Origin of the sequence: Colwellia psychrerythraea (assembly GCF_000764225.1) — a bacterium.
GTDB classification, from domain to species: Bacteria; Pseudomonadota; Gammaproteobacteria; order Enterobacterales; family Alteromonadaceae; genus Colwellia; species Colwellia psychrerythraea_D.
Genome location: NZ_JQED01000005.1, coordinates 589,903 through 615,596 on the forward strand (window position 1 = coordinate 589,903; position 25,694 = coordinate 615,596).

Annotated in this window: 24 protein-coding genes and 1 tRNA gene; 5 read left to right on the top strand and 20 right to left on the bottom strand. The window is 37.5% G+C overall.

Going from position 1 to position 25,694, the window contains the following annotated elements; translation table 11 throughout:
• Positions 1 to 113: 113 nt before the first annotated feature.
• Positions 114 to 875 carry a hypothetical protein gene (locus ND2E_RS16725; RefSeq protein ID WP_033092638.1) on the bottom strand — a complete coding sequence of 254 codons (762 nt, stop codon included), beginning with the start codon at positions 873 to 875 and terminating at the stop codon, positions 114 to 116.
• Between the two features lie 345 nt (positions 876 to 1,220).
• On the opposite strand from ND2E_RS16725, the gene ND2E_RS22625 reads away from it, so the two are divergent.
• Complete coding sequence (locus tag ND2E_RS22625; RefSeq protein WP_081961968.1) at positions 1,221 to 1,481, top strand: hypothetical protein; 261 nt, start codon at positions 1,221 to 1,223, stop codon at positions 1,479 to 1,481.
• Here ND2E_RS22625 and ND2E_RS16720 read toward each other — a convergent pair.
• From ND2E_RS16720 to rpmH, 19 genes are all read right to left on the bottom strand, one after another.
• The gene (locus ND2E_RS16720; protein ID WP_033092639.1) at positions 1,478 to 1,786 is read right to left on the bottom strand and encodes a hypothetical protein; all 309 of its coding nucleotides are present in this window, start codon (positions 1,784 to 1,786) and stop codon (positions 1,478 to 1,480) included. The genes ND2E_RS22625 and ND2E_RS16720 overlap by 4 nt on opposite strands.
• Position 1,787: 1 nt before the next feature.
• On the bottom strand, positions 1,788 to 2,456 hold the full coding sequence (locus ND2E_RS16715; RefSeq protein ID WP_033092640.1) for an OmpA family protein: 669 nt from the start codon (positions 2,454 to 2,456) through the stop codon (positions 1,788 to 1,790).
• Between the two features lie 264 nt (positions 2,457 to 2,720).
• Positions 2,721 to 2,797 (bottom strand) — tRNA-Arg (locus tag ND2E_RS16710).
• A gap of 91 nt (positions 2,798 to 2,888) precedes the next feature.
• Positions 2,889 to 3,068 carry a hypothetical protein gene (locus ND2E_RS16705; RefSeq protein ID WP_033092641.1) on the bottom strand — a complete coding sequence of 60 codons (180 nt, stop codon included), beginning with the start codon at positions 3,066 to 3,068 and terminating at the stop codon, positions 2,889 to 2,891.
• Between the two features lie 95 nt (positions 3,069 to 3,163).
• Positions 3,164 to 4,405, bottom strand: a complete 1,242-nt coding sequence (locus ND2E_RS16700; RefSeq protein WP_150113707.1) for a hypothetical protein — start codon at positions 4,403 to 4,405, stop codon at positions 3,164 to 3,166.
• Positions 4,406 to 4,506: 101 nt separating this feature from the next.
• Positions 4,507 to 5,247, bottom strand: coding sequence for an ABC transporter ATP-binding protein (locus ND2E_RS16695; protein ID WP_052056252.1), 741 nt, complete (start codon positions 5,245 to 5,247; stop codon positions 4,507 to 4,509).
• Between the two features lie 57 nt (positions 5,248 to 5,304).
• Entirely contained in the window at positions 5,305 to 6,639 is a 1,335-nt protein-coding gene (locus tag ND2E_RS16690) for an ABC transporter permease (RefSeq protein ID WP_033092643.1), read from the bottom strand.
• 332 nt (positions 6,640 to 6,971) lie between these two features.
• The gene (locus ND2E_RS16685) at positions 6,972 to 8,219 is read right to left on the bottom strand and encodes an ABC transporter permease (protein WP_033092762.1); all 1,248 of its coding nucleotides are present in this window, start codon (positions 8,217 to 8,219) and stop codon (positions 6,972 to 6,974) included.
• A 52-nt stretch (positions 8,220 to 8,271) separates the two neighbouring features.
• Positions 8,272 to 9,015 (bottom strand): outer membrane lipoprotein-sorting protein, encoded by a 744-nt coding sequence (locus ND2E_RS16680; protein WP_033092644.1) that lies wholly within the window; start codon positions 9,013 to 9,015, stop codon positions 8,272 to 8,274.
• Positions 9,016 to 9,218: 203 nt separating this feature from the next.
• Positions 9,219 to 10,121, bottom strand: a complete 903-nt coding sequence (locus ND2E_RS16675) for a ParB/RepB/Spo0J family partition protein (protein WP_033092645.1) — start codon at positions 10,119 to 10,121, stop codon at positions 9,219 to 9,221.
• A gap of 14 nt (positions 10,122 to 10,135) precedes the next feature.
• Positions 10,136 to 10,942: a ParA family protein gene (locus ND2E_RS16670; protein WP_033092646.1), complete on the bottom strand. Its 807-nt coding sequence runs from the start codon at positions 10,940 to 10,942 to the stop codon at positions 10,136 to 10,138.
• 23 nt (positions 10,943 to 10,965) lie between these two features.
• Entirely contained in the window at positions 10,966 to 11,595 is a 630-nt protein-coding gene (gene rsmG, locus ND2E_RS16665; protein WP_033092647.1) for a 16S rRNA (guanine(527)-N(7))-methyltransferase RsmG, read from the bottom strand.
• 50 nt (positions 11,596 to 11,645) lie between these two features.
• Positions 11,646 to 13,535 carry a tRNA uridine-5-carboxymethylaminomethyl(34) synthesis enzyme MnmG gene (mnmG, locus tag ND2E_RS16660; RefSeq protein WP_033092648.1) on the bottom strand — a complete coding sequence of 630 codons (1,890 nt, stop codon included), beginning with the start codon at positions 13,533 to 13,535 and terminating at the stop codon, positions 11,646 to 11,648.
• 464 nt (positions 13,536 to 13,999) lie between these two features.
• Positions 14,000 to 14,491 (bottom strand): flavodoxin domain-containing protein, encoded by a 492-nt coding sequence (locus tag ND2E_RS16655; protein ID WP_033092649.1) that lies wholly within the window; start codon positions 14,489 to 14,491, stop codon positions 14,000 to 14,002.
• A gap of 325 nt (positions 14,492 to 14,816) precedes the next feature.
• Complete coding sequence (gene mnmE / locus ND2E_RS16650) at positions 14,817 to 16,232, bottom strand: tRNA uridine-5-carboxymethylaminomethyl(34) synthesis GTPase MnmE (protein WP_033092650.1); 1,416 nt, start codon at positions 16,230 to 16,232, stop codon at positions 14,817 to 14,819.
• 236 nt (positions 16,233 to 16,468) lie between these two features.
• Positions 16,469 to 18,100, bottom strand: coding sequence for a membrane protein insertase YidC (gene yidC, locus ND2E_RS16645; protein ID WP_033092651.1), 1,632 nt, complete (start codon positions 18,098 to 18,100; stop codon positions 16,469 to 16,471).
• Positions 18,101 to 18,224: 124 nt separating this feature from the next.
• On the bottom strand, positions 18,225 to 18,473 hold the full coding sequence (yidD, locus tag ND2E_RS16640; protein WP_033092652.1) for a membrane protein insertion efficiency factor YidD: 249 nt from the start codon (positions 18,471 to 18,473) through the stop codon (positions 18,225 to 18,227).
• Complete coding sequence (gene rnpA, locus ND2E_RS16635; protein ID WP_033092653.1) at positions 18,440 to 18,826, bottom strand: ribonuclease P protein component; 387 nt, start codon at positions 18,824 to 18,826, stop codon at positions 18,440 to 18,442. The genes yidD and rnpA overlap by 34 nt, the downstream gene beginning before the upstream one ends.
• A gap of 43 nt (positions 18,827 to 18,869) precedes the next feature.
• Positions 18,870 to 19,004, bottom strand: coding sequence for a 50S ribosomal protein L34 (gene rpmH / locus ND2E_RS16630; protein WP_011045771.1), 135 nt, complete (start codon positions 19,002 to 19,004; stop codon positions 18,870 to 18,872).
• Between the two features lie 442 nt (positions 19,005 to 19,446).
• Here rpmH and dnaA point away from each other — a divergent pair, with 442 nt between their 5' ends.
• The 4 genes from dnaA to gyrB are packed head-to-tail and all read left to right on the top strand — an operon-like array spanning position 19,447 to position 25,599.
• Positions 19,447 to 20,832 (top strand): chromosomal replication initiator protein DnaA, encoded by a 1,386-nt coding sequence (gene dnaA / locus ND2E_RS16625; RefSeq protein WP_150113708.1) that lies wholly within the window; start codon positions 19,447 to 19,449, stop codon positions 20,830 to 20,832.
• A gap of 38 nt (positions 20,833 to 20,870) precedes the next feature.
• Positions 20,871 to 21,974, top strand: a complete 1,104-nt coding sequence (dnaN, locus tag ND2E_RS16620; RefSeq protein WP_033092655.1) for a DNA polymerase III subunit beta — start codon at positions 20,871 to 20,873, stop codon at positions 21,972 to 21,974.
• Positions 21,975 to 22,011: 37 nt separating this feature from the next.
• Positions 22,012 to 23,145 carry a DNA replication/repair protein RecF gene (recF, locus tag ND2E_RS16615; protein ID WP_033092656.1) on the top strand — a complete coding sequence of 378 codons (1,134 nt, stop codon included), beginning with the start codon at positions 22,012 to 22,014 and terminating at the stop codon, positions 23,143 to 23,145.
• Positions 23,146 to 23,154: 9 nt separating this feature from the next.
• Positions 23,155 to 25,599 carry a DNA topoisomerase (ATP-hydrolyzing) subunit B gene (gene gyrB, locus ND2E_RS16610; protein ID WP_033092657.1) on the top strand — a complete coding sequence of 815 codons (2,445 nt, stop codon included), beginning with the start codon at positions 23,155 to 23,157 and terminating at the stop codon, positions 25,597 to 25,599.
• Positions 25,600 to 25,694 lie beyond the last annotated feature (95 nt).

The window sequence follows — 25,694 nt, forward strand, 5'->3', positions numbered from 1 at the left end:
AAACGAGCTAATTAATGAGCTTGTGATTAAATGATAAACCGTTTTTTTTGCGCAAATCAAGCGGTAAACTCAAGCTGCGCAGAAGACATTCTAATATCGACATTTATTTGAAGTTAGAAATTAAAAGCCAAGCCAATCACAGTGCCATGAGTGACGGTGTCATAAGCAAAATATCCCTGCTGCCCAGTATTACCTTCTTCAAAGTCGACCCAAGTCGCTTTATATTTAAGGTCCAAAGTCATTAACTCACTAATTTTGTACATAACGCCACTCTGAACAGATGAAGTAAAATCAGAACCAAGGCCAAAACCACCGATATCGGCTTGAGCCAAAAACGTCCATTTATCGTCGATATTGCTTATCCACCTAACACCAACAACAGGATCCACCCAATCAGACTCAACCTCTTTTTCAAAGTTGTTTTCAGGGCGAATAACAAAATCAAGCGTCACATCAATATCGTTATCCCACCAGCGAACGCCAGCAAAGTAATCAAGAAATCCATCATTTAATTTATTGCGATATAATGCCTGAAGCTCAAGTACACCTTGTCGTACGCTAACATCGGTAGAATTGCCATTGGTATTTGTTTTATTCCCTCCAAGGTCCATAAAACCATAATCAAACACAAGCCCCCAACCAGAATCATGATGAGCTTCAAAATGAACCATAGCCGCAGCGTCCAAGTTATCCAATATGGTACCAAAATCAACAGCCACATCAGCTTCATTAGTGCGACCTATAGTTGCATCACCATCAATAGAAGTGACCATTAAATAAGGCTCTAATTGATAACTCCATTCATCGGCAAATGCGCTTGCAGAATAGGTGCTTAAAGCTGAGAGTAGTAAACTTAATAAAACGTTATTTTTCATCTTATTTCCCTTTTATTTTTGATCCTAAAATTTACTTAATGTTGAGTTTTTCCATATAAAGTAGACTCAATTGGTTAATATTGATGTTAATAAGTATTAGGTATTAGATCAATGATATAACGCGTTTTGCCAAAAGATTTAATCCCCAATTCGCGTTATAGATAATAAAAGTTTTATGAGATGTCTGAAGTGCTTTTTACAATAAGCTCAGAAGAGCAACAGTGAAGAACGGTAGATAAAGTAGCCAGAGCAAAGCCACTCTGGCTATTAGGGTCAGTTGATCTTTCGCGATTAAATTTTGTTCGCCTTTTTTAAAGGGAAAAAGCGTTTTAATCGCGGCGAGTAGTGTGTAGCCTAGTCACTCTAAGCAAATACTACTCAACAATGAGTAAGACGCTTTTAGCCGAATCCTTCGGACAGCGTTTGTTGGTCATTTTGACGGCGTTATCGCCTTTTTATGTGACGCGATATGGGTGTCGCTTATTAGACAATGCAGGAGCATATTGTCCTGAAAAACCACATGACAAAAGCTCTGTCTTGTATAAATACCCAACAAACCGCTGTAAAAACAACCTCGAAAGTTCAACAGGCCCTAAGCACTATTAAATTGCAGCGCAACCTTTCAGCATTAATGCAGTATTAACACCTGTTTTTACCATACCAAAATAACTGGCAGTATCAGAGCTATCAAAGTTACTACTATCAATGCCCACCATGTCAGTAATTTGCTGTAATGCGGGGAAAGAATTTCTGTCTTTGTCGTAAGCATCAAAAGTCATTTCAATTTTATCGCAGGTAAACATGTTAGCCATGCCATCAGATGAGGCATTTTTAATAGCATTACTCGTCTGACACCCCGCTAATAATGCAACAGATAAAGCCACAATACTGATATTGATTGTTTTCATCATTTTATGACTCAGCAATGGGTAATAATGTTATCTCAACACGACGGTTAAGTTCACGACCACCCGCTGTTTGATTGTTTGCTACAGGCTGCCCTTCACCGAAACCAACTACCTCTAAACGATCACTAAGAATTTTTTGACCTCGTAAGTAATTAGATACCGAGCTCGCACGTTCTTCAGATAGCTTTTGGTTATACTGAGCAGAACCGCTAGAGTCTGTATGACCTGAAACTACAACAAGTGTTTTGTTATATTCTTCAAGCACTAAGGCAACAGAATTTAACACACCGGTAAAGCTAGCGTTGATATTAGAGCTATTAGAAGCAAAGGTAATATTACCCGGCATGATTAAATTAATTTTATCTCCATCACGTTGAATACTTACGCCACTTTCTCGTAATTGCTTGCGTAATTTAGCTTCTTGAGAGTCCATATAAAAGCCAATACCACCACCAATGGCAGCACCACCAGCAGCGGCAGCAAGAATACGTTTATTGCGTGTATTACTGTCTTCATCTTTATTGCTTATATAAGCGACAACGGCTGCTAGGCCGGCCCCCGTTGATGCGCCTATAGCAGTTTTACTGGTTTTACTCTCTCCTGTATATGGATCGAATGTTGTACAAGCTTGTAACAGTAGTAGGGCTGAAACGGTGGTAATAATTTTTTTCATGAAGGTTTCCTTTTGGCCTAATTGCTTATATGAAGCGATGGCTATTATAAATTGCGGTATTGCTACAAACGGTATCATTACGGTTATGCTTTTTCATAGGTATTTCAAGGCACAAAAAAACCCGATGAGTTGTCGGGTTTAAATATTTACTAAAACGAACATACCCATACAAACTAACTTCAGAGCTGTAGGTATTACATTCCTGTTTCTCAAAAGTACGACTAGTGTTATGTTTTGTACTATTGCTTTTAAAACAACTCTAAATGGTCCACCCGACAGGAGTCGAACCTGTGACCTATGCCTCCGGAGGGCATCGCTCTATCCAGCTGAGCTACGGGTGGAAATAAGAAATGGCATTCTATAAAAAGCCTCGAGCGAATACCAGCACTTAATTCTTTTTGTCAGCAATTTTAATAAAATTCGTAGGGTGACTTAAGAGACTCGCTGACAATAATCATCATTGTCTTCTACATACCGTTGAGCTTGTTTAATGGAGCCAAAATAATAAGTTAGTAACTTGCTGCGTTTCTCACGGATTCTGATTGGAAAATCAAGTTGTTCAACAACTTCAAGCCAAGTTTTAACTAGGGCTAATGGTGGTAATTCTTGCATATTTTCATCCTTGAAAGTAATAACTAATAGCACTCTACGTCAATTGATTAGGTAAATCAAAGTGCATTAACCAACACGTTATCAAAGCGAATGAACTAGAAGTAATATCTAAGGCTAACGTATACACTCAGCGGGTAGGCGCCAAATTCAGAGCCCAAGGCATAATCGACACCTGCATCACTCACATCATACTGCAAGGTATTTCCGTGACTTATATATAAGCCAAAATCAGAGTACAAATTATCACTCCAACTGGTTTCACTACTAAAAGATAAGAACACTGAACTATCATTGATATTATAAAAAGCACTGGCGCTAACAGACATCAAAGGTGAAGCTAACCAGGTTAATGCGGGTATAAGATAATGTTCACCATAGAGATAAACGCCAGCTTTCTGGTAGGGCGCTTGTGTCGAAAATTTGATGTAATCATCTACATTGTTAGTGCCTGCGCCGTTATAGTGATACTCGATCATAAGAATTACATCTTCATTTAAGGCATAGTCTGAGCCAATTGAAGAACGCCAATAGTTATCAGTGTAACCAGTTAAGGGCAGGGTGTTAGTCGCAACGTTATCTACGGTGATATTTTCTAGAGAATTATTGCTTTGTTGCCAGTCCATATAGGCGGCCTCAAACCAAAAACCAAAATCACCAATTGAACGCTCAATACCACCACCAAGTAACCAGGCATCATCAAGTAGGATAGCAATTACTTCTATATCATTACCTTGAATAGAGTTTTTACCTCGTAAAAAAGCGGCACTGTTCTGTTTTTTGCCATCCTCACCGATTACTAACCCCATATCTATCACGGCAAAGTCACCAACATCAACTTTATATCGAATTGCATCAATACCAACACGATACTCTTGGTTAAGTGTTTGAATAGCAAAAGGGATAAATATATCTGTTGGATTGGTGAAGCGAGCAGAGCCAAATGATAATACCTGTCGACCAATGGTTAAATCGCCGAATTGATTACTGTATTGGTAGTTGAATCGATCAAGGTTTTGTAAAATTACGCCATGGCTACCCACCTCATTCAAAACAGCATCTAAATCTTTATAACGATATTGATTACTCGCCGACGAAACGGTGCCACCAATAACGCCTAGGCTTCCCTCCGTATAGTATTTAGCTATAGTACTATCAGAGAAATATAATGGCTGTATTTCGTAATGTATTTCAATATTGCCTTTACTTGAAGACAAATAAGATGCCATTAATCGTAGTGCATTTTGTGATTGAAAGTTGCCGGCAATACTTTGAACTTGAGTTTGAACACTCATATTTTCAATAGTGATGCTGTCTTGTGCTAATGCATAACTTTTCATGTATCCGCTAAAGGTAAAACTATCTGCATAGCTGCGGGTAGGCAACACGATAGCGCTAAGTAGCGTTAGCACGAATAAAATGTTAGCGGGTAACCTATACATTAGTTTTTGCGCTCATCATCAACAATACAACCATCGACCAAACGAATAATACGTTTAGCTCGTTCCATTATCTTTGGATCATGGGTTGAAAAGACAAAGGTCATATGTTGCTGTTCATTTAATTCTTTCATCATATCAAGCAAATCAGCACCTGTTTTCGAGTCTAGGTTAGCTGTAGGTTCATCCGCTAAAATAATACTAGGCTTTGATACCATAGCTCTTGCAACGGCAACGCGTTGCTGTTGCCCTCCTGATAATTCAGCCGGGCGACGATCTCCCAAGCCTTCTAAACCCACCGCATGCATCAGCTTATCTACACGTTTATTTCGTTCTGCTGTCGATACGCCTTGTAGTAACATAATATACTCAATATTTTCTCGAGCACTTAACACAGGTATCAAGTTATATGCTTGAAAAATAAAACCAATATGATCACGCCTAAAGTCTGACAACTCGGTACCTGTCATTCGGTTAATGTTTTTATTATCTAGAAACACATCCCCTGAACTTGGGTTATCTAAGCCACCAATTAATTGTAATAAGGTTGATTTACCAGAGCCAGACGGGCCTATTATTGCGGTAAATTCACCGCGTTCTATCGTGATATTGGCATCTGTCAACGCTTTCACTAACGTATCATCTTGGCCAAACTCTCGGCACAAATGAGTCGTTTTAATAACAGTATTTTGGCTAGGTATCGCTTTATTAGTGACGTCAGCAATATATTCTTGAGTTGTCATTATAATCACTTCCTTTTATCTCAAAAATTAATTCTCTATTAACTATCAATTATACAATTAGAGGGTTTTTCGCATGGCAAATGAAGGCTGTAAACGCGCCGCATGAAAAGCAGGGTAAAGACTCGCAATAAGAGTAACAACTAATGTCGCGATCCCCATGATGGTAAAACTGCTGGCGTCGAGTATTAAATAGATGGGTTCATTTAACGTCATACCTGACATCTCTAATTCAGAGTAATCGATGCCGACAATAGAACCCCAATAGCACAAAATAAAAGCCATTAATAAACCAACAGTTACACTTAATAATCCAATAAAAAAACCTTCCAGCATTATTTGATAAAAGAGTTGCTTAGTCCGTGTCCCTATCACTAATAAAATACCAAACTCTGTGTGTCGCTCAAAAATAGACATAAACATGGTATTTATTAACCCTAAACAAACCAGCACATACATGATGATTGAAACAATTAGTGTCGAATACTTAGCCATCGCCAACATACTACTTAATTGGGGCACTAATTTTTGCCAACTTAACGTTTCTATTTGATTATTATTAAGTGTTTGCCAAAAAGGTAAGGTATCGTCTTGAGCTTGGTGTAAATGCTGTAAACGTAGCGCCACTTCATGCACACCCGTAATGTTTAATAATTGCTGCCCTTGCGATAAATTAATAAAAGCTAGGCCAATGTCCATGCTTCTTTCATTAAAACTAAACAAGCCTGAAACACGAAACAATGCTTGAGATAAATTGCCATCGTGAGCTTCTGAAACAGTAATAACAACCCGGTCACCTAAATTAATTTCTAATAAATCAGCAAGTTGTTCACCTATGATAATTTCCCCCTCAAGGCCTGATAAGTATTCCCCTTGAGTTACCGCTAGTTTTAACTTGCTTACTTGCGCTTCTTTTATTGCATCAACACCATAAACAATAGCTGAGGCAACATTTTCGGAAGAGGAGGTCATCGCGCCTGCTAACACCCTAGGAGCGAAGGCTTGAATGGCTGAAGTGGTGTTAAGTTGCTGATAGAGCATTGTGGTATCTTCGATGTATAAATCTATATCGTTTGCCTCACGAAAGCCTACTCGATGGATTTGTCCTTCGCCTAAAAAGGTTTGCGTGCTGATTTTCACCATAGTTTCAACCATGCCTCTGACAAAAGCATCGGTAAATAATATGGCCGCTAAGCTACATGAAATGAGCAATACAGTTAATAATGTTCTACGCGTGTTTCGAAAGAGACTACGCTTGGCTAAACGTGCAATTAACGTGCGTTGACTGCTATTCTTTTGAGTTGAGATAGCTTGATCGATAATCGTCGATGAGCCATTGTTATCGAGTTTAACTGAATTGGCAGAGTTGGACGACTTAGGTGTTTGTGTTGCCATAATTATACCAAGTCCATTAAGTTATTTCCCACTCAGCGAGAATTAAAAGGCTTAGATACAAGGCATTGATTGAAGAGAATGGTTATTCAGGAGAATATGCTCCTGCATTCTCTACTTAGCTGCATCCATGCAGCGTCCTTGTCAAAATCAATAACCCTGTATGTAAGCCTTTACTTTTTATTAGGTACTCGCCCTTGGGAGCTTGTCAGAAAAGCAATAACTGCACAAATTTGTTAGATATAGAATGACTATACTAGCACAAATTTTATTTGTTATAGTTCTTCTGACATAGCTCTGAGGTGGGAATAAATTTAATTGAATTGGTATTAACCTTAAACCGCCTGTAATGCTTTTAACGGTGATATTTTAGCTGCCCGAATAGCAGGAATAAAGCTGACCATCAAGGTACTACTAATAACAACAATTGAAGGCAGCAATACGACAAACCAGCTCACCTCACCTAGCATGGTATCAAATATAATACCGCCCATATCGATTGGCTCTGGCATAGAAATACCAACACTTGCCAACCAAAAACAAATCGGTAGTGCGAGTACTAATCCAATCAAACAACTGATCATAGCTAACACAAAAGACTCTAACATTATTAAGGTAAAAACGGCTAAAGGCCTTGTACCTATGGCCTTTAAAACACCAAACTCACGAGTTCGCTCAAGGGTGCCCATTAAAATAGTATTTAAAACACCAATTGAAACGATAAATATTATTATGCCCATAGAGACATAACTGCCTTTTTTATCCGCTTGCATACTCTTATAAAAAGAAGATTCAACCACTTGCCATGGATCGACGCTTAAGTCTTTATTGTTAAACCTCGATTGAGTGTTAGCCGCGAATTCCCTCGCTTTATTTTGATTCGATAAAATTAATGCTAATTCATGAACTTTACTGCTGTCATCTGGCATTGATAAAAACGCTCGCATGGCCGATAAGCTAATATAAACATTCATGCGTTCATATGAGCTCGCATCCCCAACAATAGCAACGACCTCAAATATATCATTGGCGATAGAACCATCAATACCTTGAGATATGAGTACAAGTTCGTCACCAACTGAAAGCTGTAAATTTTTAGCTAGGCTAAAGCCAATCATAGCGGGAAAATAAACGGGCTGATGTGTTTCTTTAATCCGCGGATTTATTAAATAGTGTCCTTGCTTAACTTTCTTTTCTAATCGTGTGGTTCTAGCTTCCCGTTTTGGATCTATACCAATAACCTGAGCAGGAAAGGTTTTCTGCTTGCCGTATGCTAAAGAGGGACTATAAATTCTCGGAGCAACACCTAATACCAAGGGGTGTTGTGCTAATTGCATTATGATTTCGTCTGCATGATTGATCGTTTTATAGAGAGAAGGGCGCTCAAGATAGTTTTCTTTATGAATTTGCACATGACCGGTATGATCTTGGGTAAATATATTAATAATGTTGCTATAACTTCCCTCTGACATAGACAGAGTTAAGCAAAGCAAAAAAAAGCCACCTCCCATGCTCAATAACGTTAACAATGAGCGGCGCCGATTACGTAATATGTTCCTAAAGGCAAGTTTAACTATCAGCATAGGCATTTACATTTATCATTAAAAATAAGATATAAAACAATCTATAAAGTGATTAAAAACGCGTTTGCAAATTGCGTAATGTGAAAACATTATCACCCAAATCAACATCAAATTCGGCTTCAACATATTCAATAATCGTTTTATGGCCTGTTTTATTTAAAGGAATCATCGTCATAACTGCTGGCATTTTCTTACCTGAGAAATCCTTTATATTACTAAAGACCATAGTGCGCACCTTTGCACCTTTTTCATTGTAATAACTCTGCTCCAACGGTAATAATGTTTTTTGATTCACAATAAATTCAATTTTTCCCCATACAGTCACAGTCTCTTCTTTGGGGACTAAGATTAAACGGTAATTATCACCTTCAATACTTTTAGATACTTGGTATTCTTCAACCAATGAGACTTCACGCACCAAGTCATCATTGGTAAAATCAGAGCCCATCCATGAGCCCATCATCATTGATGGCGGTACTTTAATAACCTTGTTAATTTTAGGAAAAAAATTCCACATCTCTTTATCTTTTTTCAAGGTAGCCACACCACGATCTTTTCTTGGTGATAACACCCGAATAAAAGTATCGTCCATACCAATGGTCCAACTCTTCATTGCTAAGGTACGCTGCCAATTAGGCGTGATAATTTGCATTTTCATCAATGAAATTGAGCTGTTAGAGCGAAATAACTCGTCCATTTTTTTTAGTAATGTGGCGGCATCATTATCGGCAAAACATGAATAACTGGGTAAATAGAGTATGAATGAAAAGAGTAGGGGTAATATAAACTTCCACATAAACTAATCCTTACGGTTATTTGTCGCTTTAATTAATAGCAATTCCATTAACTTATCGCTGAGAGTGAAAACAAAATAATGGACTTAGTATTACTATACCAAGTTAATGCAAAAGGCAGGGTAATTTTAGGTATTTCTTACATTTTTACACAAAAAAACCAACACTCGGCTGGTTTTGTATAACGCAAAGAACGAAACAGCTCTTAGTTAATCTTGGCTAAGATCTCTTCAAGTTTCGCTATATTTTCATAAGAGATAACTAACTTGCCTTTGCCTTTACTGTTGTGGCTAATGGCAACTTTAGCACCAATTTTATCTGCTAAACCTTGTTCCAACTCTATGGTCTCAATAGCTTTCTCAACTTTCTCTTTTTCGGCTACAGGATTTTGAATCTTCTTAATTAAACTTTCAGTTTCTCGAACTGTCAACTCTTTCGTTGCAACTGTTTGCGCGGCTGACGTTTGTACATCGCCTTCTAATGCTAATAAAGCACGGGCATGACCCATTTCAATATCACCATTTTCTAGTAAGTTTTTTACTTCATCATTTAATTTATTTAAACGTAATAAATTACTTACTGCTGTACGTGATTTTCCAACAGCAATAGCTACTTCTTCATGGGTTAAATCAAATTCCATTAATAAGCGTTCTAGAGCTATAGCTTCTTCCATTGCATTAAGATCTTCACGTTGAATATTCTCTATTAGTGCAATAGCAACTGCTGATTCATCCGGCACGTTTTTCACTAAACACGGGATCATATCAAGCTGAGCTAACTTAGCTGCGCGCCATCGACGTTCTCCAGCGATAATTTCATACTGATCCTCATCAACCAAACGTACGACAATCGGCTGAATAATGCCTTGCGATTGAATCGACAATGACAACTCTTCAAGTCCTGCATCAGACATTTCACGACGTGGTTGATATTTACCTGGGATTAATTGAGTAATAGGTAATTTAATCAATTCATTATCTGTCGACTTTACACTATTGTTTACTTCAGTCGTTTCAATTTGCTTTTCCACCGATGGGGCCGCTGGTGATAATAAGGCATCGAGACCTCGACCTAAGCGACTAGCGCCTTTACGTTTTGCTGTACTCATAATTTTCCTTTGTGCTAGCTGGCAACATTGGCATTAGCTTGTGGAGATTTTTTAGCATAATCATTTTTTCGTAATACTTCACCAGCAAGCGCTAAATAAGCCTTGGCACCCGTTGAAGACTTATCGTAATACATGGCAGGGGTACCAAAACTAGGCGCTTCAGCTAAACGAACATTTCTTGGAATGACACTTCGATAAACTTTATCGCCAAAATGACGTTTTAATTGCTCTGATACATCATTAGCTAAGCGATTTCGAGGATCATACATAGTACGAAGAATGCCTTCAATATGTAATTTATCATTCACTACTGATGTTAGCTTAGTAATGGTGTCCATTAATGCAGTTAAGCCCTCTAATGCATAATATTCACATTGCATTGGCACTAAAACGGAGTCTGATGCTGTCATTGCGTTAACAGTAAGCATGTTCAATGATGGTGGACAATCTATGATGATAAAGTCATAAAAGTCTTTTACTGGCGCTAAAGCCATTTTTAACCTTTGTTCACGGGCATAAACTTCCATGAGTTTTATTTCTGCTGCCGTAACATCAGCATTAGCAGAAATTAAATGATAAAGACCTGACGTTTCTTTAACAACAACGTCTTCAACACTCTGTTCTTCAACTAATAATTCATAACAAGTCGCGTGAACTTGATATTTATCAACACCACTTGCCATGGTGGCATTACCTTGCGGATCTAAATCGATTAATAAAACTTTGCGTTTTGTTGCCGCCAATGAGGCAGCCAAATTAACCGCGGTAGTGGTTTTACCCACACCACCTTTTTGGTTTGCAATTGCTATTATTTTTCCCACAAGCACCTCTATTGTTTTTTTTTCTAGTGCAACTTCTTCAGCACGAGCACGTGGCGTTCGCCAACTAAGTTGGGTACGGTTATTTCATGGCTATCTACTAGAGTAATATTTTCAGGTAATTGTGAGATCTCATCCTGAGGATATTGCCCTTTGAGTGCAAAAAATCGTCCTTGCTCAGTGGTAACTAAGTGTTTACACCAGCTTACCATATCATTAAGAGAAGAAAAGGCACGACTTAATACGCCATCAAAAGGTTGTTCACCTTGATACTCTTCAACCCTTGCTTTTACTGGTGTTACATTGGTTAATTTTAATTGAAAAACGACTTGTCTAAGAAAAGTAATACGCTTACCTAAACTGTCGAGTAAAACAAAGTTTCTTTCTGGGTATAAGATGGCCAAAGGGATGCCAGGTAGACCTGGACCGGTACCAACATCAATAAAGTTTTTGCCTTCAAGCACTTCACCGACCATTAAACTATCCATAATATGCTTTACTAGCATGTCACTTGGATCGCGAACAGAAGTTAGGTTATACGCTTTATTCCATTTGTTCAATAATTCAACATATTGAACAAGTAAATCGATTTGTTCTTGAGATACGACAAGCTGAGTTTTATTAATCAGTGTCGATAATTGCTGTGTTAACGTCATTTTTATTTAGACGAGCCAGCTAATTAGCGGCTCGCCCCTACCTATTGCTTTTACGCTAATTTACGTAAAAGACCGTGTTTTTTTAAGTAGACTAATAATAACGAAATTGCCGCCGGAGTAATACCAGAAATTCTTGAAGCTTTACCAATAGTTTCTGGACGTGCACTTTTTAGCTTGGCAACAACTTCATTAGACAAGCCTGAAATTTGCTGATAGTCAAAATCTATGGGGATCAAAGTATCTTCATTACGTTTTTTCTTGGCTATTTCATCAACCTGACGATCTATATAACCAGCATACTTAGTTTGAATTTCAATTTGTTCTGCAGCTTGCTTATCAGTTAGTGCAGGACCTAAGCCTTCAATGTTCATTAGATCACTATATTTTACTTCAGGACGGCGTATTAGCTCTTCTAAATTGGCCTCTTTACTCATTGGCGTTTTCAGTAAAGTATTTATTTGATCAATCTTTACATGATCCTTTTGTACCCAAGTTGATCGTAAACGTTGACGCTCAACTTCTATGTTTTCCATTTTTTCGTTAAATCGCTTCCAACGTGCATCATCGACTAAACCAACTTCACGGCCTCTCTCGGTTAGACGAATATCAGCATTATCTTCACGAAGTAATAAACGATATTCTGCGCGAGAGGTAAACATACGGTAAGGTTCTTTTGTACCCAAGGTCGCTAAATCATCAATTAGCACGCCCATGTATCCTTGATCTCGACCAATGATGAATTCATCACGCTCTTTTACTCTATTGGCTGCGTTGGTTGCTGCAATAAGCCCTTGAGCACCGGCTTCTTCATAACCGGTAGTACCATTAATTTGTCCGGCAAAATATAAATTTTGAACAAATTTACTTTCTAAGCTTTGCTTGAGATCACGAGGATCAAAGTAATCATATTCAATGGCATAACCAGGACGCGTAATAAAGGCGTTTTCAAAACCTTTTATTGAACGTACTAAATTCATTTGTACATCAAAAGGTAAGCTAGTTGAAATACCATTAGGGTACACTTCATGTGTTGTTAAACCTTCTGGTTCAACAAATATTTGATGTGATGTTTTATCTGCAAAGCGTGTTATTTTATCTTCAATCGATGGGCAGTATCTTGGCCCTACACCTTCAATGACGCCAGTATACATAGGCGATCTATCTAATCCATCACGAATATGCTGATGGGTTTGTTCGTTGGTATGTGTGATATAACAAGATATTTGTTCAGGATGATCTGCTTGTGATCCCATGAATGAAAAGACAGGGCGAGGTGAATCTCCCGGCTGTTCTTCCATGACTGAAAAATCTAAAGATCTTGCATCAAGTCTTGGTGGTGTCCCCGTTTTTAAACGATCCATTCTAAAAGGCATATCACGCATTTTCGCAGCTAAATTAATACTTGCAGGATCACCCGCACGTCCACCTTGATAGTTATTTAAGCCAATGTGAATCTGTCCTGCAAGGAAGGTACCAACCGTTAATACTACTGTCTTGCCTTTAAATTTAAGACCCATTTGTGTTGAAACACCAACAACACGATCATTTTCTAAGATCAAGTCATCACATGGCTGTTGAAAAATAGTAAGATTTTCTTGGTTTTCCAGTACATTACGTACAAATGATCGATAAAGTATTCGATCGGCTTGAGCACGAGTTGCACGTACTGCTGGACCTTTGCTTGAGTTCAATGTTCTAAATTGAATGGCACTGTGATCAATCGCTGTTGCCATTAATCCACCAAGCGCGTCAATTTCTTTAACCAAATGGCCTTTGCCGATGCCGCCAATTGCAGGGTTACATGACATTTGACCTAGGGTGTCAATGTTATGAGTTAACAATAACGTTTTGCAGCCCATACGTGCAGCTGCAAGTGAGGCCTCGGTTCCCGCATGACCACCACCAACAACAATTACGTCATAAGACTCTTGATACCACATAAAATCACAATCCTGCTTGGTTAAATTCGTTAAAGTTTTTATTTAAAAAGTATTTACAAAATTTGCAACACTCAAAAATTAGGGAACGTATTTTAACGCTTTTTTCTCTTCAAGGATACGATCAAATGTGTAAAAAAGATCGGAGTGGATCCTTAATATATAAAAAGAGATCTTTAAAGAGATCTTATAGTTATTACTTATTAAGATCCTATTTTTCTGTGGGTAAGTCATTTTTTCTTTTATATATTAATAGGTAACAGCAATAACAACTTTGTGATCAAACATTGATCAATAGACGAATAAGCCTTGATCAAAACAGTTAGTTATACACAGGACATTTAATAATGTTTTTAATCAACTGAATAATAATAGAAAATTAACGGGTTGCTAACTATTTTATCCACATAAGTTAAAAAACAGATCGTAATCTGTTGATAACTTATGGGTAAGTGATCGCGCTAGATCTAAAGTAGATCTTTATTTGCACTGATCCACTGTTGAGCAAGATCTTCTGGATCGATATCTTCTGACATATCAAAGGTCTTTAGAGATGTTATCTCATTGCAACTCATTGATATTAATAGTTTTGATATGTCTTCTGCCGCTTTGCAAAAAGTATCGTAACTAGAATCCCCGATCCCTATGGTTAAAAATCTAACCGTGGATAGATCTTGATCACATTTACATAGATCACTAACAAATTGTTTGATGTTGTCAGGATAGTCGCCTGCACCATGTGTTGAGGTACAAACGATCCAAATAGGACTTTTAGTTAAATCACTGTTGATATTTTGTTCGTTATTTGCCTTGAAAGTGTTGTTGAGTATGGTCTGAAGATCAGGCTTTAGGTGAATATCAACGTGATGATCAAGCTTAGTTAAGGTTTCTTCACAGGCTTCGGCTACATACTCGGTGCCACCAAGCATGCTACCAACAATGATTTGAATTGAGCTCATAGGCTTCTCTTTTTAATGAAATTGGGCGGTTTTTAATGATAATAATGACTTTGGTATTGTATTACTTAAGTTCTATTTGGATAAACAAATAGTTTGTTTTTTATAAAATATAGGACGTAGATCAAGTTGAGTTGAGTTTGCTTTATAGGGGAGTTTACACGCTTATAGGGAAATAATGGCTTAATAATGCGGTATTATGACTAAAGATTTTTCATATATTTACTTAGAAAATATCGCTGTAGAGATTGATAAAAGTATTTGCTGTAGAGAGAAGGCGTGATTAAGCTGTCACGCTTTCCCTTCATTAGAAACTATTGAGCAGTGATTATTTACCTATACAGAAAGAACTGAAAATTTTACCTAAAAGATCATCACTGGTGAACTCTCCCGTGATCTGATCTAATTCTTGCTGACAAATACGTAGCTCTTCAGCTAATATTTCACCAGCGACATAAGACTCAAGTTGGTCTAATCCGGTGAGTAAATGCTGATGAGCATTTTCTAAAGCAACCAAATGACGCCTTCTTGCCATAAACCCGCCCTCAGTGCCACCTTGGTAGCCCATAATGCTTTTTAAGTGCTCTTTTAGGCTATCAACGCCTTCACCTGTTTTAGCTGACAAGGTAATAATGGCGTGTTGAGTACCATCATTGTCAGTAAACTCGGTGAAACCTGTTTTGGCACTAATAACATCGGCTTTGTTTCTTATTAGCGTAAGGCCTATATTCTCTGGTAATTCGGCAAAAAACTCAGGGTAGTAATCTTTAATGTTTTGCTCATCTTGTAAAATACTGTGATCTTTACTGGCATCAACCATTAATAAAACACGATCTGCTTGATTGATTTCTTGCCAGGCACGCTCAATACCTATTTTCTCTACAACATCATCGCTGTCCCGTAATCCTGCGGTATCTATTATGTGTAACGGCATGCCATCTATATGAATTTGTTCGGCGAGTACATCACGAGTTGTTCCGGCAATATCGGTAACTATGGCTGTTTGCTTACCACTTAATGCATTGAGTAGGCTAGATTTTCCTGCATTAGGTCGACCCGCAATGACTACACGCATGCCTTCACGAATAATGCTTCCTTGACGTGCTTGTTTACGAACATCTTCTACCTTGCTGATAATGGCTTTTAGATCAGTAACTATTTTTTTATCGGCTAGAAAATCAATTTCCTCTTCAGGAAAATCTATCGCGGCTTCGACATACATACGTAAGTGAATAATACTTTCTACCATTTCATGAACAAGTTTAGAAAAGTCACCTTGCAAAGAGTGCAGGGCAGAGCGTGCAGCTTGCTCTGAACTGGAATTAATCAAATCTGCAATGGCTTCTGCTTGGGTTAAATCGAGTTTATCATTCAGAAAAGCCTGCTCGCTGAATTCACCTGGCTTCGCCATGATAACTTTAGGTTGTGCAAGTATTGCCTTCAGTAACATATCTAAAATGACGGGACCACCATGACCCTGAAATTCAATAACATCTTCACCAGTGAAAGAGTTTGGCGCTTTAAAATATAATGCTAATCCTTGATCAAGCACCTGTGCATTATCTGCAGATGAACTATCGTAAAAAGGCAGATATTCTGCTTTTCTTACCTCGGGTAGTTTACCTAAAATAGCTTGAGCAACATTTTTAGCTTCTGGGCCTGATACTCTAATAATACCGACGCCACCACGACCAGGTGCGGTAGCTTGTGCGGCGATTGTTGTTGTTTGAGAAATAGAAGTCATAGCGAGGTAATTTATTCAAAAAGTGGTTGATGATTATTTTACTTTATTTCATGAGCAATACCAATCGGACTAATTTATTGATTAGCTACCAAGAATTAGCAGGTTTATAGACAAGGAATTTCGACGTGTGATGGGCATAGATGGTTAGCTGTTCATTCGATAATAATAAAAAAGGCGGTTACTGGTAAAACAGTAACCGCCTTTCAATTTATTTTTCTGTTAACTATTTACAGTTATTAAGCCACTTTTTCCGCTTTTTTCTTGGCAATGCCTGCAAAAATAACTTTCATTTGTACGATTGAAATTAAGTTACTTACTAACCAGTAAAGTACTAAACCTGATGGGAACCAAGCCATGAATATTGAGAATACAACTGGCATGTATTGCATTATTTTTTGTTGCATTGGATCTTGAATCGTCATTGGTTGCATTTTTTGCATAACATACATACTTATCCCCATAAGTACTGGTAATACAAAGAATGGGTCCATTGCTGATAAATCTTGAATCCAAAAGACAAATGGTGCATGACGTAATTCAACACTTTCTAAGAATACCCAGTAAAGAGCTAAGAAAATTGGCATTTGTAGTAATAGAGGTAAACAACCACCAGCAGGGTTTACCTTTTCTTTACGATACATTTCCATCGTCGCTTGAGACATTTTTTGTCTGTCATCACCAAAACGCTCTTTTAGCTGTGCCATTTTAGGTGCTAAGTCACGCATTTTAGCCATTGAGGTATATTGCGCTTTAGTTAATGGATACATACCACCTTTAACGATTAAGGTGATGATGATAATAGCTACACCCCAGTTAACAACAAAACTTTGAATGGTAATTAGCAACCAAAATAATGGTTGGCTGATCATAAATAAGAAACCGTAATCTATGGTTAAATCTAGGTTGGGTGCTATGGTCTCTAATACTTCTTGGTCTTTAGGACCAACATAAAATATTGCTGATGTTGAACCTTGCTTCCCAGCGTCAATAATTACCGCTGGAGCTTTAAAGCCAATAACCGCTTCAAAGTTATTGCTGTATGTTGTATAAATTTGGTTACTATCTTTTGCACTTGGCACCCAAGCAGAAACGAAGTAATGCTCAAGCATTGCAACCCAGCCACCTGCTGTAACTTTATTTAAGTTTGCTTCTTCAATATCTTCAAAATCGTATTTTTCGTAACGTTCTTCTGTTGTTGAGTATGCTGCACCACGATAAGTTGGTAGCATGCCACCGCCTGACTCTACAACAGTTGATTGTTTAAGTTGACCGTACATTTGCACTGAAACACTGTTGCCTGTGTTGTTATCAATTAAGTAATCAACATTAACGCTATAGCTGTTATTTTTAAAAGTGAAACGCTTAGTGACTGACATACCACTAACATCATGGAACACTAAATCGACAACTAAATTGTCATTTGTTAATTCGTAATTACTTTGCGCACTGCTATAGATTGGACGACCTTTGATCATTCGATCAATACCGTTGGCACCGGTTAAGCCACTTTGTGCAATATATTTTTGATTACCATTTTGCAAAATAGTGAAAGGAATATCGTTACCTTGCTCAGTATCAAATTTTCTTAACTTAGCTTCTACGATGTCACCACCTTGACTATTAATCTTTAAGATTAATGTATCAGTGGTTACTGTAATTAATTTGGCAGAAGTATTGGTTGATTTTTGTGAGCTTATTTGGGCATCTGAAGATTCAGGCACGAAGTCTGCGCTGGCATTTTCAACTGACTGGTTTTGGCTAATACTTGATTGCTCAGGAATTACGGCATTTTGTTGTTGCCATTGACTAAACAGTAAGTAGGTAACAACCATAAGCGCAATAAAAAGTAGACTGCGTTGGGATTCCATAAAATTTACTTCTCTTCTTTTGTTGGCAAGGGATTATTTTCCCAAGCATAAGTTAAATTTGATAAGTGCGTGGCATATTAATATAGGTTAGCGTGATCACCTACTATCTTTTAGTCTAGGTAAGCTATTTACTCTTTTTTATTGGTGGTACTGGATCATCACCGCCATCATTGAGTGGATGACACCTTAATATACGTTTGCTTGCTAACCAACCACCTTTTATAACACCAAAGCGGCTAACGGCTTCGGTTGCATAGGCCGAGCAACTTGGAGTAAATCTACAATTAGAGCCTAGTAATGGACTTAAAAAGCGTTGATAGCCTTTTATTCCCGTTATTACTAGTTTTTGTGGCGCTGAATTATTTTTCGCCATATTTTTTCTAATTCCTGATTTATCGCCTTATTATCAAGCTGATCAATACCAGATTTAACCATGACGACTATATCTATTGCAGGTAGATTATCTTGATTTAAGCGAAAGCTTTCTCGGACTTGTCTTTTTACACGATTACGCTGTACAGCAAGTTTGACTCGTTTTTTGGCAATAGCTAAGCCTAAACGATTTTTAGCAACTGTATTATGTCTATCGGAGACGAGAGTATGAGGTTTTGGTGTTACTAATAAAGTAAAGTGGCGAGAGCCAAAGCGGATAGGTTTAGAAAAAACAGCTTGAAAATGACCGGGAGTCAACAGACGTGACTCCCGATTAAATTTGTAAGTAGCCATAATCAGGCTACCTTATATCAAAAATTGTAAACAAGATTTGATACTATGCGCTAAGACGTGCACGGCCTTTGGCACGACGACGAGCTATAACAGCACGTCCGTTTTTAGTTGCCATACGAGCACGGAATCCGTGGTTACGCTTACGCTTCAATACGCTAGGTTGAAATGTTCTTTTCATTACACTAATCCGTCGGTTGTTGTTGCCCTGGCAAAACAGCCTATTGAGCACACATGTCTAAAAAATGAGGCCGAATATTAAAGCTTGTTAGGGGAATTGTCAATGATTTATGTTAGCTATTTTAACGAAGATCCTTACTTTTCATTAGAGGATCATTATGATCTTCATTGGAAATGCCAATGATATTCACAGTTTTAACACATTAGTGTTTTATTCTCTTAATAACTAATTCAGTTAAATGTTGCTTTAAAGTAAATTATTCTAATAATTAGTATACTTTTTTTTGTTCCTGTTCTTTGTTTTTATCTTTATTTAATAACCGTTTAACTTTATTTCATTAAAAAATAATTAGAATAGTCAAAAGTCAATATTGCACTTGTGGATAACTCAATAGATAATAGGCATCAGAAAAATAATAGCCTAGTTACTACTGGAGTTTTGGTTGGATCATTCCCCTTGGCAAAGATGCCTATCTGTTCTACAAGAAGAATTGCCTGCTCAGCAGTTTAGTATGTGGATCCGACCTTTACAATGCGTCATAAATGATAATGTTATGACACTCTATGCTCCTAACCGTTTTGTTTTAGACTGGGTTAGAGATAAATATGTAAATCGTATCAACGAACTGCTTACTCTTAATGAATCAAGTAATCCATTATTACTTCGATTTGATGTGGGTAGTAAACCGGTAATTGATAATACCGTTACTAATAGTTCAGTGGGTAAAAGTACGAGTGGTAATGAAGCTTTGTTTGCCAAAGCAGCTTCAACACCGAAAGTAACTGAACCTGAAAGTAATATTCCAAAGAAAACCAATGTCCGGTTAAATTACACTTTTGATAATTTTGTCGAAGGTAAATCTAACCAGCTTGCTCGAGCAGCAGCCTCACAAGTGGCAGATAATCCTGGTACTGCATACAACCCATTATTCATATACGGTGGTACTGGTTTAGGTAAAACGCATTTATTACATGCTGTTGGTAATGGAATTTTACTCAATAAACCTAATGCTAAAATTGCTTATATGCATTCCGAGCGTTTTGTACAAGATATGGTAAGAGCATTACAAAATAATGCTATGGAAAAATTTAAACAATATTATCGTAGTGTTGATGCGCTACTTATTGATGATATTCAATTCTTTGCAGGTAAAGAGCGAACTCAGGAAGAATTCTTCCACACGTTTAATGCTTTACTTGAAGGAAATCAGCAGGTTATATTGACCAGTGACCGATATCCAAAAGAAATTAATGGCGTAGATGATAGATTGAAATCTCGATTTGGTTGGGGCTTAACATTAGCAATAGAGCCACCAGAACTTGAAACTCGTGTTGCGATACTAAAACGTAAAGCTCAAGAAAGTCAGATTAATTTAGCCGATGAAGTTGCATTTTTTATTGCTAAACGACTCCGTTCTAACGTTCGTGAGTTGGAAGGGGCATTAAACCGTGTTATTGCTAATGCTAACTTTACAGGTCGTGCAATAACCATCGATTTTGTCCGTGAAGCTTTACGAGATTTACTCGCCTTACAAGACAAGCTTGTTACTATTGATAATATTCAACGGACGGTTGCCGAATATTATAAAATTAAAATAGCAGATCTATTGTCAAAACGACGGAACCGATCGGTTGCGAGACCTCGCCAAATAGCCATGGCTTTATCTAAAGAATTAACCAACCATAGCTTGCCTGAGATTGGTGATGCTTTTGGTGGTCGGGACCATACCACCGTTTTGCATGCCTGCCGTAAAGTGAAGTCTTTACGTGAAGAAACGCATGATATTAAAGAAGATTATTCAAACTTAATCAGAACACTTTCATCTTAATTATTAATAATAAAAATAGCACTTAAGCAGGTACCAAAATGAAGTTTTCACTGAATAGGGAATTACTACTTAAACCATTATTGTTGGTTTCTGGCGCAGTTGAACGTAAAAGCACTTTGCCAATTCTAAGTAATATACTTTTTGAAGTTAGTGGACATTCACTTACGTTGACGGCCACAGACTTAGAACTTGAAATGGTTGCTTATGCTGAAATTCAGAATCAAGGTGACGATGGTAAGATTACTATTCCGGCTCGTAAACTGTTAGATATATGTAAAAGCCTACCGGAAAGCTCTTTGATTACTTTTGAAGTTATTGATGAAACTATTAAGTTATCTTCAGGTCGAAGCAGATATTCACTTTCTACATTACCCGCTGTAGATTTTCCAAATATTGAAGAGTGGAAAGGGGATGTTGAATTTCAATTATTAAAATCTGAGTTTTTGCGCTTAATTGAGAGCACTCACTTCTCGATGGCTAACCAAGATGTTCGTTATTATTTGAATGGTATGTCAATAGAAAGTGAGGGAAATGAAATTCGTTCAGTCGCTACTGATGGTCATCGGCTTGCTATTTGTAAAATATCAAATGAAACTTTAGCATTGCCTGCTAGACAAGTTATTGTTCCTCGTAAAGGGATACTTGAAATCATTCGTCTTCTCGCTCCTGTTGATGAGACTGTACAAGTGTTTCTAGGCTCCAATCATATTCGCATTATTGATAATGAATTTTCTTTTACCAGTAAATTAGTTGACGGTCGATTTCCTGATTACAGAAGAGTATTACCACGAAATGGTGATAAAGTTTTTGAAACGAATAAAGATGCACTTAAACAAGTTTTATCTCGTGCCTCTATTTTATCAAATGAAAAGTTTAAAGGGGTTCGTTTAAATTTCTCTGATACCAACTTGAAAATTACGGCCAATAACCCAGAACAAGAACAAGCAGAAGAAGAAATTGAAATTCATTTTCCTTATGGTGAGCTCGAGATCGGCTTTAACGTTAGTTATGTGCTTGATGTGTTGAGTGCTATTAAAGATGAAAATGTTAAATTTACTTTAGCAGATGCAAACAGTAGTGTAGTCATCGAAGGCAGTAGCAATGGCGAAGCGCTTTATGTTGTTATGCCTATGCGTTTATAAACTTCATTATTATAGTTATTAGGTACTTTTTTTTCTGATGAGTGTTGCCAGGCTTACAACGTCTAACTTTAGAAACTTGTCAGCTGCTGCTATTGATTTTCACCCTAAGTTTAACTTTTTTATTGGTGATAATGGCAGTGGAAAAAGTAGCTTACTTGAAGCTATATTTTTTTTGGCGCATGGTAAATCATTTCGAACGAGTAAAGCTGAGCATATTGCTCGTTATGATACTGTTAACTTTGTCGTTAGCATTAAAGATGTAAATGACTTACAACTCGGATTAAGTAAGGATTTGCAGACGGGCGTTACGCTTATTAAAATTAATGGAGAGCGCCATGCTCGTTTATCTGATCTTGCTAAAAATATTGCGGTTCAGATAGTCACTCCAGAAAGTTTTAAATTATTTTTTGGCGGGCCAAAAGAGCGCCGACGTTTTGTTGAGTTAGGAATGTTTCACGTGAAACATGATTCAACTAAGCAATGGCGAGAATTTAATAGGGTCCTGAAACAACGAAACGCTTGTTTACGGCAAAATTTAAATAAAGAAACGTTTGCTTATTGGACGAAATTATTTTGTCAACTATCTGAAGATATAGCAGAGGTAAGAGCTCAATATATAAAAGGTCTAATATCTGAATTACCATTTTGGTTAGATATTTTATTACCTAATATTGCTGACAAAGTTACTGTTCAATATTTGCAGGGCTGGCCGCAAAAAAAGAGTTTAATAGATGCATTGAACGATAGCCAAGAAAGAGAACAAGCTTTTGGTTATAGTATTTACGGTGCACACAAATTTGATGTTAAATTTCTTATAGCCAAACAAGCTTTGGAAAGCCAGCTTTCAAGGGGACAGCAGAAGTTGTTTTTATTGGCATTAACTTTTGCACAAGCTAAATTAATTGCAAGAGTTAATCGAGTAAAACCAATTTTACTTATCGATGATATAGGCGCAGAATTAGATGTTAATTCTAGAAACTCTTTGTCACGTGCTTTAAGTATTTTGGATTGCCAAGTTGTTATCACGGCAATAGAAGAAGGTGTATTACAACCTTTTATTAGTGACACATTTGTTACTGATAAAGAGAGTAGTAATAAAACAAAATATCATATGTTTCACGTGAAACAAGGTGGTATATTACCTGTGAATAATTCAGTTAAGATTGAGTAGGCTAAAACTATGACAGTAGAAAATGAATATGGATCGTCCAGTATTAAGGTACTAAAAGGACTTGATGCAGTACGAAAAAGACCTGGTATGTATATAGGTGACACGGATGATGGCACTGGTTTACATCATATGGTTTTTGAGGTTTTAGATAACTCAATCGATGAAGCTTTAGCAGGACACTGTTCTGATATTATAGTAACAATCCATTTAGATGGTTCAGTTTCTGTAAAGGATGATGGTCGAGGTATTCCAACAGAAATTCATCCTGAAGAAGGTGTTTCTGCGGCTGAAGTTATCATGACAGTGTTACATGCTGGAGGAAAATTTGGTGGTGAGGACTCAGGTTATAAAGTATCTGGTGGTCTTCACGGTGTTGGTATTTCAGTGGTTAATGCGTTAAGCGAAAAGCTAAAACTCAACATACGTCGCGATGGAAAATTATATGAACAGTTCTATCATATAGGTGAGCCAGAAGCTCCACTTGCCGAAGTGGGTGCAAGCGATAAAACGGGAACTGAAGTTCGTTTTTGGCCAAGTTCAGATACATTTTCAGATGTATTGTTTCACTACGATATTTTAGTTAAGCGCATTCGTGAATTATCATTTTTGAACTCGGGCGTATCAATTCGTTTAATTGATGAACGTGAAGAAGGTAAAGAAGAACACTTCCATTATGATGGTGGTATTCAAGCGTTTGTTGATTATTTAAATACCAATAAAACTGCAGTAAATGAAGAAATATTTTATTTCGATTTAGCGCGTGAAGATGGCATTGTTGTTGAAGTTGCGATGCAATGGAATGATGGTTTCCAAGAGAATATTTTCTGTTTCACCAATAACATCCCTCAGCGTGATGGTGGTACTCATTTAAGTGGTTTTAGAACAGCACTAACAAGAACGCTTAACTCTTACATGACTAAAGAAGGTCTTAATAAGAGTAAAAAAGGTGGCTCTACGGAAACGAGTGCAACAGGTGATGATGCACGTGAAGGTTTAACCGCGGTAATTTCGGTGAAAGTACCTGATCCTAAATTCTCCTCTCAGACCAAAGACAAACTTGTTTCTTCTGAAGTTAAAACGGCTGTAGAACAAGCAATGGGTGAAAAACTAGGTGAATACTTGCTAGAGAATCCAGCTGTCGCTAAAACCATTATTATGAAGATAGTTGATGCAGCGAGAGCACGTGAAGCTGCTCGTAAAGCTCGTGAAATGACTCGTCGCAAAGGTGTATTAGATATTGCCGGTTTACCTGGTAAGCTCGCAGATTGTCAGGAAAAAGATCCTGCGTTATCTGAAATATATATTGTGGAAGGGGACTCTGCTGGTGGTTCAGCCAAGCAGGGACGTAACCGTAAAAACCAAGCGATATTACCACTTAAAGGTAAGATTCTTAACGTAGAAAAAGCGCGTTTTGACAAAATGATATCTTCTCAGGAAGTTGGAACCTTAATCACAGCGCTCGGTTGTGGTATTGGCCGTGATGAATATAACCCTGAAAAACTTCGTTATCATAGTATTATTATCATGACCGATGCCGATGTCGATGGCTCTCACATTCGAACCTTGTTATTGACTTTCTTTTATCGTCAAATGCCAGAAATCATGGAGCGAGGACATATCTTTATCGCACAGCCACCACTTTACAAAGTGAAGAAAGGTAAACAAGAGCGATATATTAAAGATGATGAAGGCCTAACAGAATACTTAACAACACTAGCACTGGATAATGCCGCTATTCATGTTAATGAAGGTGCTCCTGCTATTTCAGGTGTGGCTTTAGAACAGTTAGTAAATCAATTTCGAAATACTAAGGATATAATCAAACGCGTATCTAGACAGATACCAGCGGATATCTTGGAGAAAATGATATATAGCTCTACGATCACAGCTGATGATTTTTCTGATGAAGCTAAAGTGAGTGAGTGGGCAAAAGACCTTATTACTCAACTTGAAAATCAAGATGGTAATGGCTCAATCTATAAAGTTGAAGTGCAGCATAATCAAGAGCGTAATATCTATTTCCCTAACTTCATTGTTAGAAAGCATGGTATCGATAAAGAGTATCACTGTAGTTATGAATTCTTACAATCGAAAGAATTTGCAACAATTATGTCATTAAATGCAGCAATCAATGGTTTGATGGAAGAGGGTTCATACGTTAAACGTGGTGAAAAAATTAACCCTGTAACAAACTTTGAAGATGCATTAGAGTGGCTGATGGCTGAGTCAAAGCGTGGTCAATACATTCAGCGTTATAAAGGGTTGGGTGAGATGAACCCTGAGCAACTTTGGGAAACAACTATGGATCCTGAAACTCGTCGTATGCTGCGCGTAACAATTGAAGATGCTATTGCAGCAGACCAATTGTTTACTACGCTAATGGGGGATCATGTTGAGCCTCGCAGAGACTTTATCGAAAGTAATGCCTTAAAAGTTTCAAACCTTGATATATAGTTTTTTTTAGCACTTATTAAAATGCCCGGTCTTCAAATCCGGGCATTTTTGTAGAATAACTACTCTAAAAATGGTTATAATTAATAAGCCGAATA

Excerpts from the sequence above, each read along its gene's own strand:
- ND2E_RS16725 (WP_033092638.1), bottom strand. The coding sequence starts at position 875 with ATGAAAAATAACGTTTTATTAAGTTTACTACTCTCAGCTTTAAGCACC.
- ND2E_RS16720 (WP_033092639.1), bottom strand. The coding sequence starts at position 1,786 with ATGATGAAAACAATCAATATCAGTATTGTGGCTTTATCTGTTGCATTA.
- ND2E_RS16715 (WP_033092640.1), bottom strand. The coding sequence starts at position 2,456 with ATGAAAAAAATTATTACCACCGTTTCAGCCCTACTACTGTTACAAGCT.
- ND2E_RS16705 (WP_033092641.1), bottom strand. The coding sequence starts at position 3,068 with ATGCAAGAATTACCACCATTAGCCCTAGTTAAAACTTGGCTTGAAGTT.
- ND2E_RS16700 (WP_150113707.1), bottom strand. The coding sequence starts at position 4,405 with ATGAAAAGTTATGCATTAGCACAAGACAGCATCACTATTGAAAATATG.
- ND2E_RS16695 (WP_052056252.1), bottom strand. The coding sequence starts at position 5,247 with ATGACAACTCAAGAATATATTGCTGACGTCACTAATAAAGCGATACCT.
- ND2E_RS16690 (WP_033092643.1), bottom strand. The coding sequence starts at position 6,639 with ATGGCAACACAAACACCTAAGTCGTCCAACTCTGCCAATTCAGTTAAA.
- ND2E_RS16685 (WP_033092762.1), bottom strand. The coding sequence starts at position 8,219 with ATGCTGATAGTTAAACTTGCCTTTAGGAACATATTACGTAATCGGCGC.
- ND2E_RS16680 (WP_033092644.1), bottom strand. The coding sequence starts at position 9,015 with ATGTGGAAGTTTATATTACCCCTACTCTTTTCATTCATACTCTATTTA.
- ND2E_RS16675 (WP_033092645.1), bottom strand. The coding sequence starts at position 10,121 with ATGAGTACAGCAAAACGTAAAGGCGCTAGTCGCTTAGGTCGAGGTCTC.
- rsmG (WP_033092647.1), bottom strand. The coding sequence starts at position 11,595 with ATGACGTTAACACAGCAATTATCGACACTGATTAATAAAACTCAGCTT.
- mnmG (WP_033092648.1), bottom strand. The coding sequence starts at position 13,535 with ATGTGGTATCAAGAGTCTTATGACGTAATTGTTGTTGGTGGTGGTCAT.
- ND2E_RS16655 (WP_033092649.1), bottom strand. The coding sequence starts at position 14,491 with ATGAGCTCAATTCAAATCATTGTTGGTAGCATGCTTGGTGGCACCGAG.
- mnmE (WP_033092650.1), bottom strand. The coding sequence starts at position 16,232 with ATGACTTCTATTTCTCAAACAACAACAATCGCCGCACAAGCTACCGCA.
- yidC (WP_033092651.1), bottom strand. The coding sequence starts at position 18,100 with ATGGAATCCCAACGCAGTCTACTTTTTATTGCGCTTATGGTTGTTACC.
- yidD (WP_033092652.1), bottom strand. The coding sequence starts at position 18,473 with ATGGCGAAAAATAATTCAGCGCCACAAAAACTAGTAATAACGGGAATA.
- rnpA (WP_033092653.1), bottom strand. The coding sequence starts at position 18,826 with ATGGCTACTTACAAATTTAATCGGGAGTCACGTCTGTTGACTCCCGGT.
- rpmH (WP_011045771.1), bottom strand. The coding sequence starts at position 19,004 with ATGAAAAGAACATTTCAACCTAGCGTATTGAAGCGTAAGCGTAACCAC.
- dnaN (WP_033092655.1), top strand. The coding sequence starts at position 20,871 with ATGAAGTTTTCACTGAATAGGGAATTACTACTTAAACCATTATTGTTG.
- recF (WP_033092656.1), top strand. The coding sequence starts at position 22,012 with ATGAGTGTTGCCAGGCTTACAACGTCTAACTTTAGAAACTTGTCAGCT.
- gyrB (WP_033092657.1), top strand. The coding sequence starts at position 23,155 with ATGACAGTAGAAAATGAATATGGATCGTCCAGTATTAAGGTACTAAAA.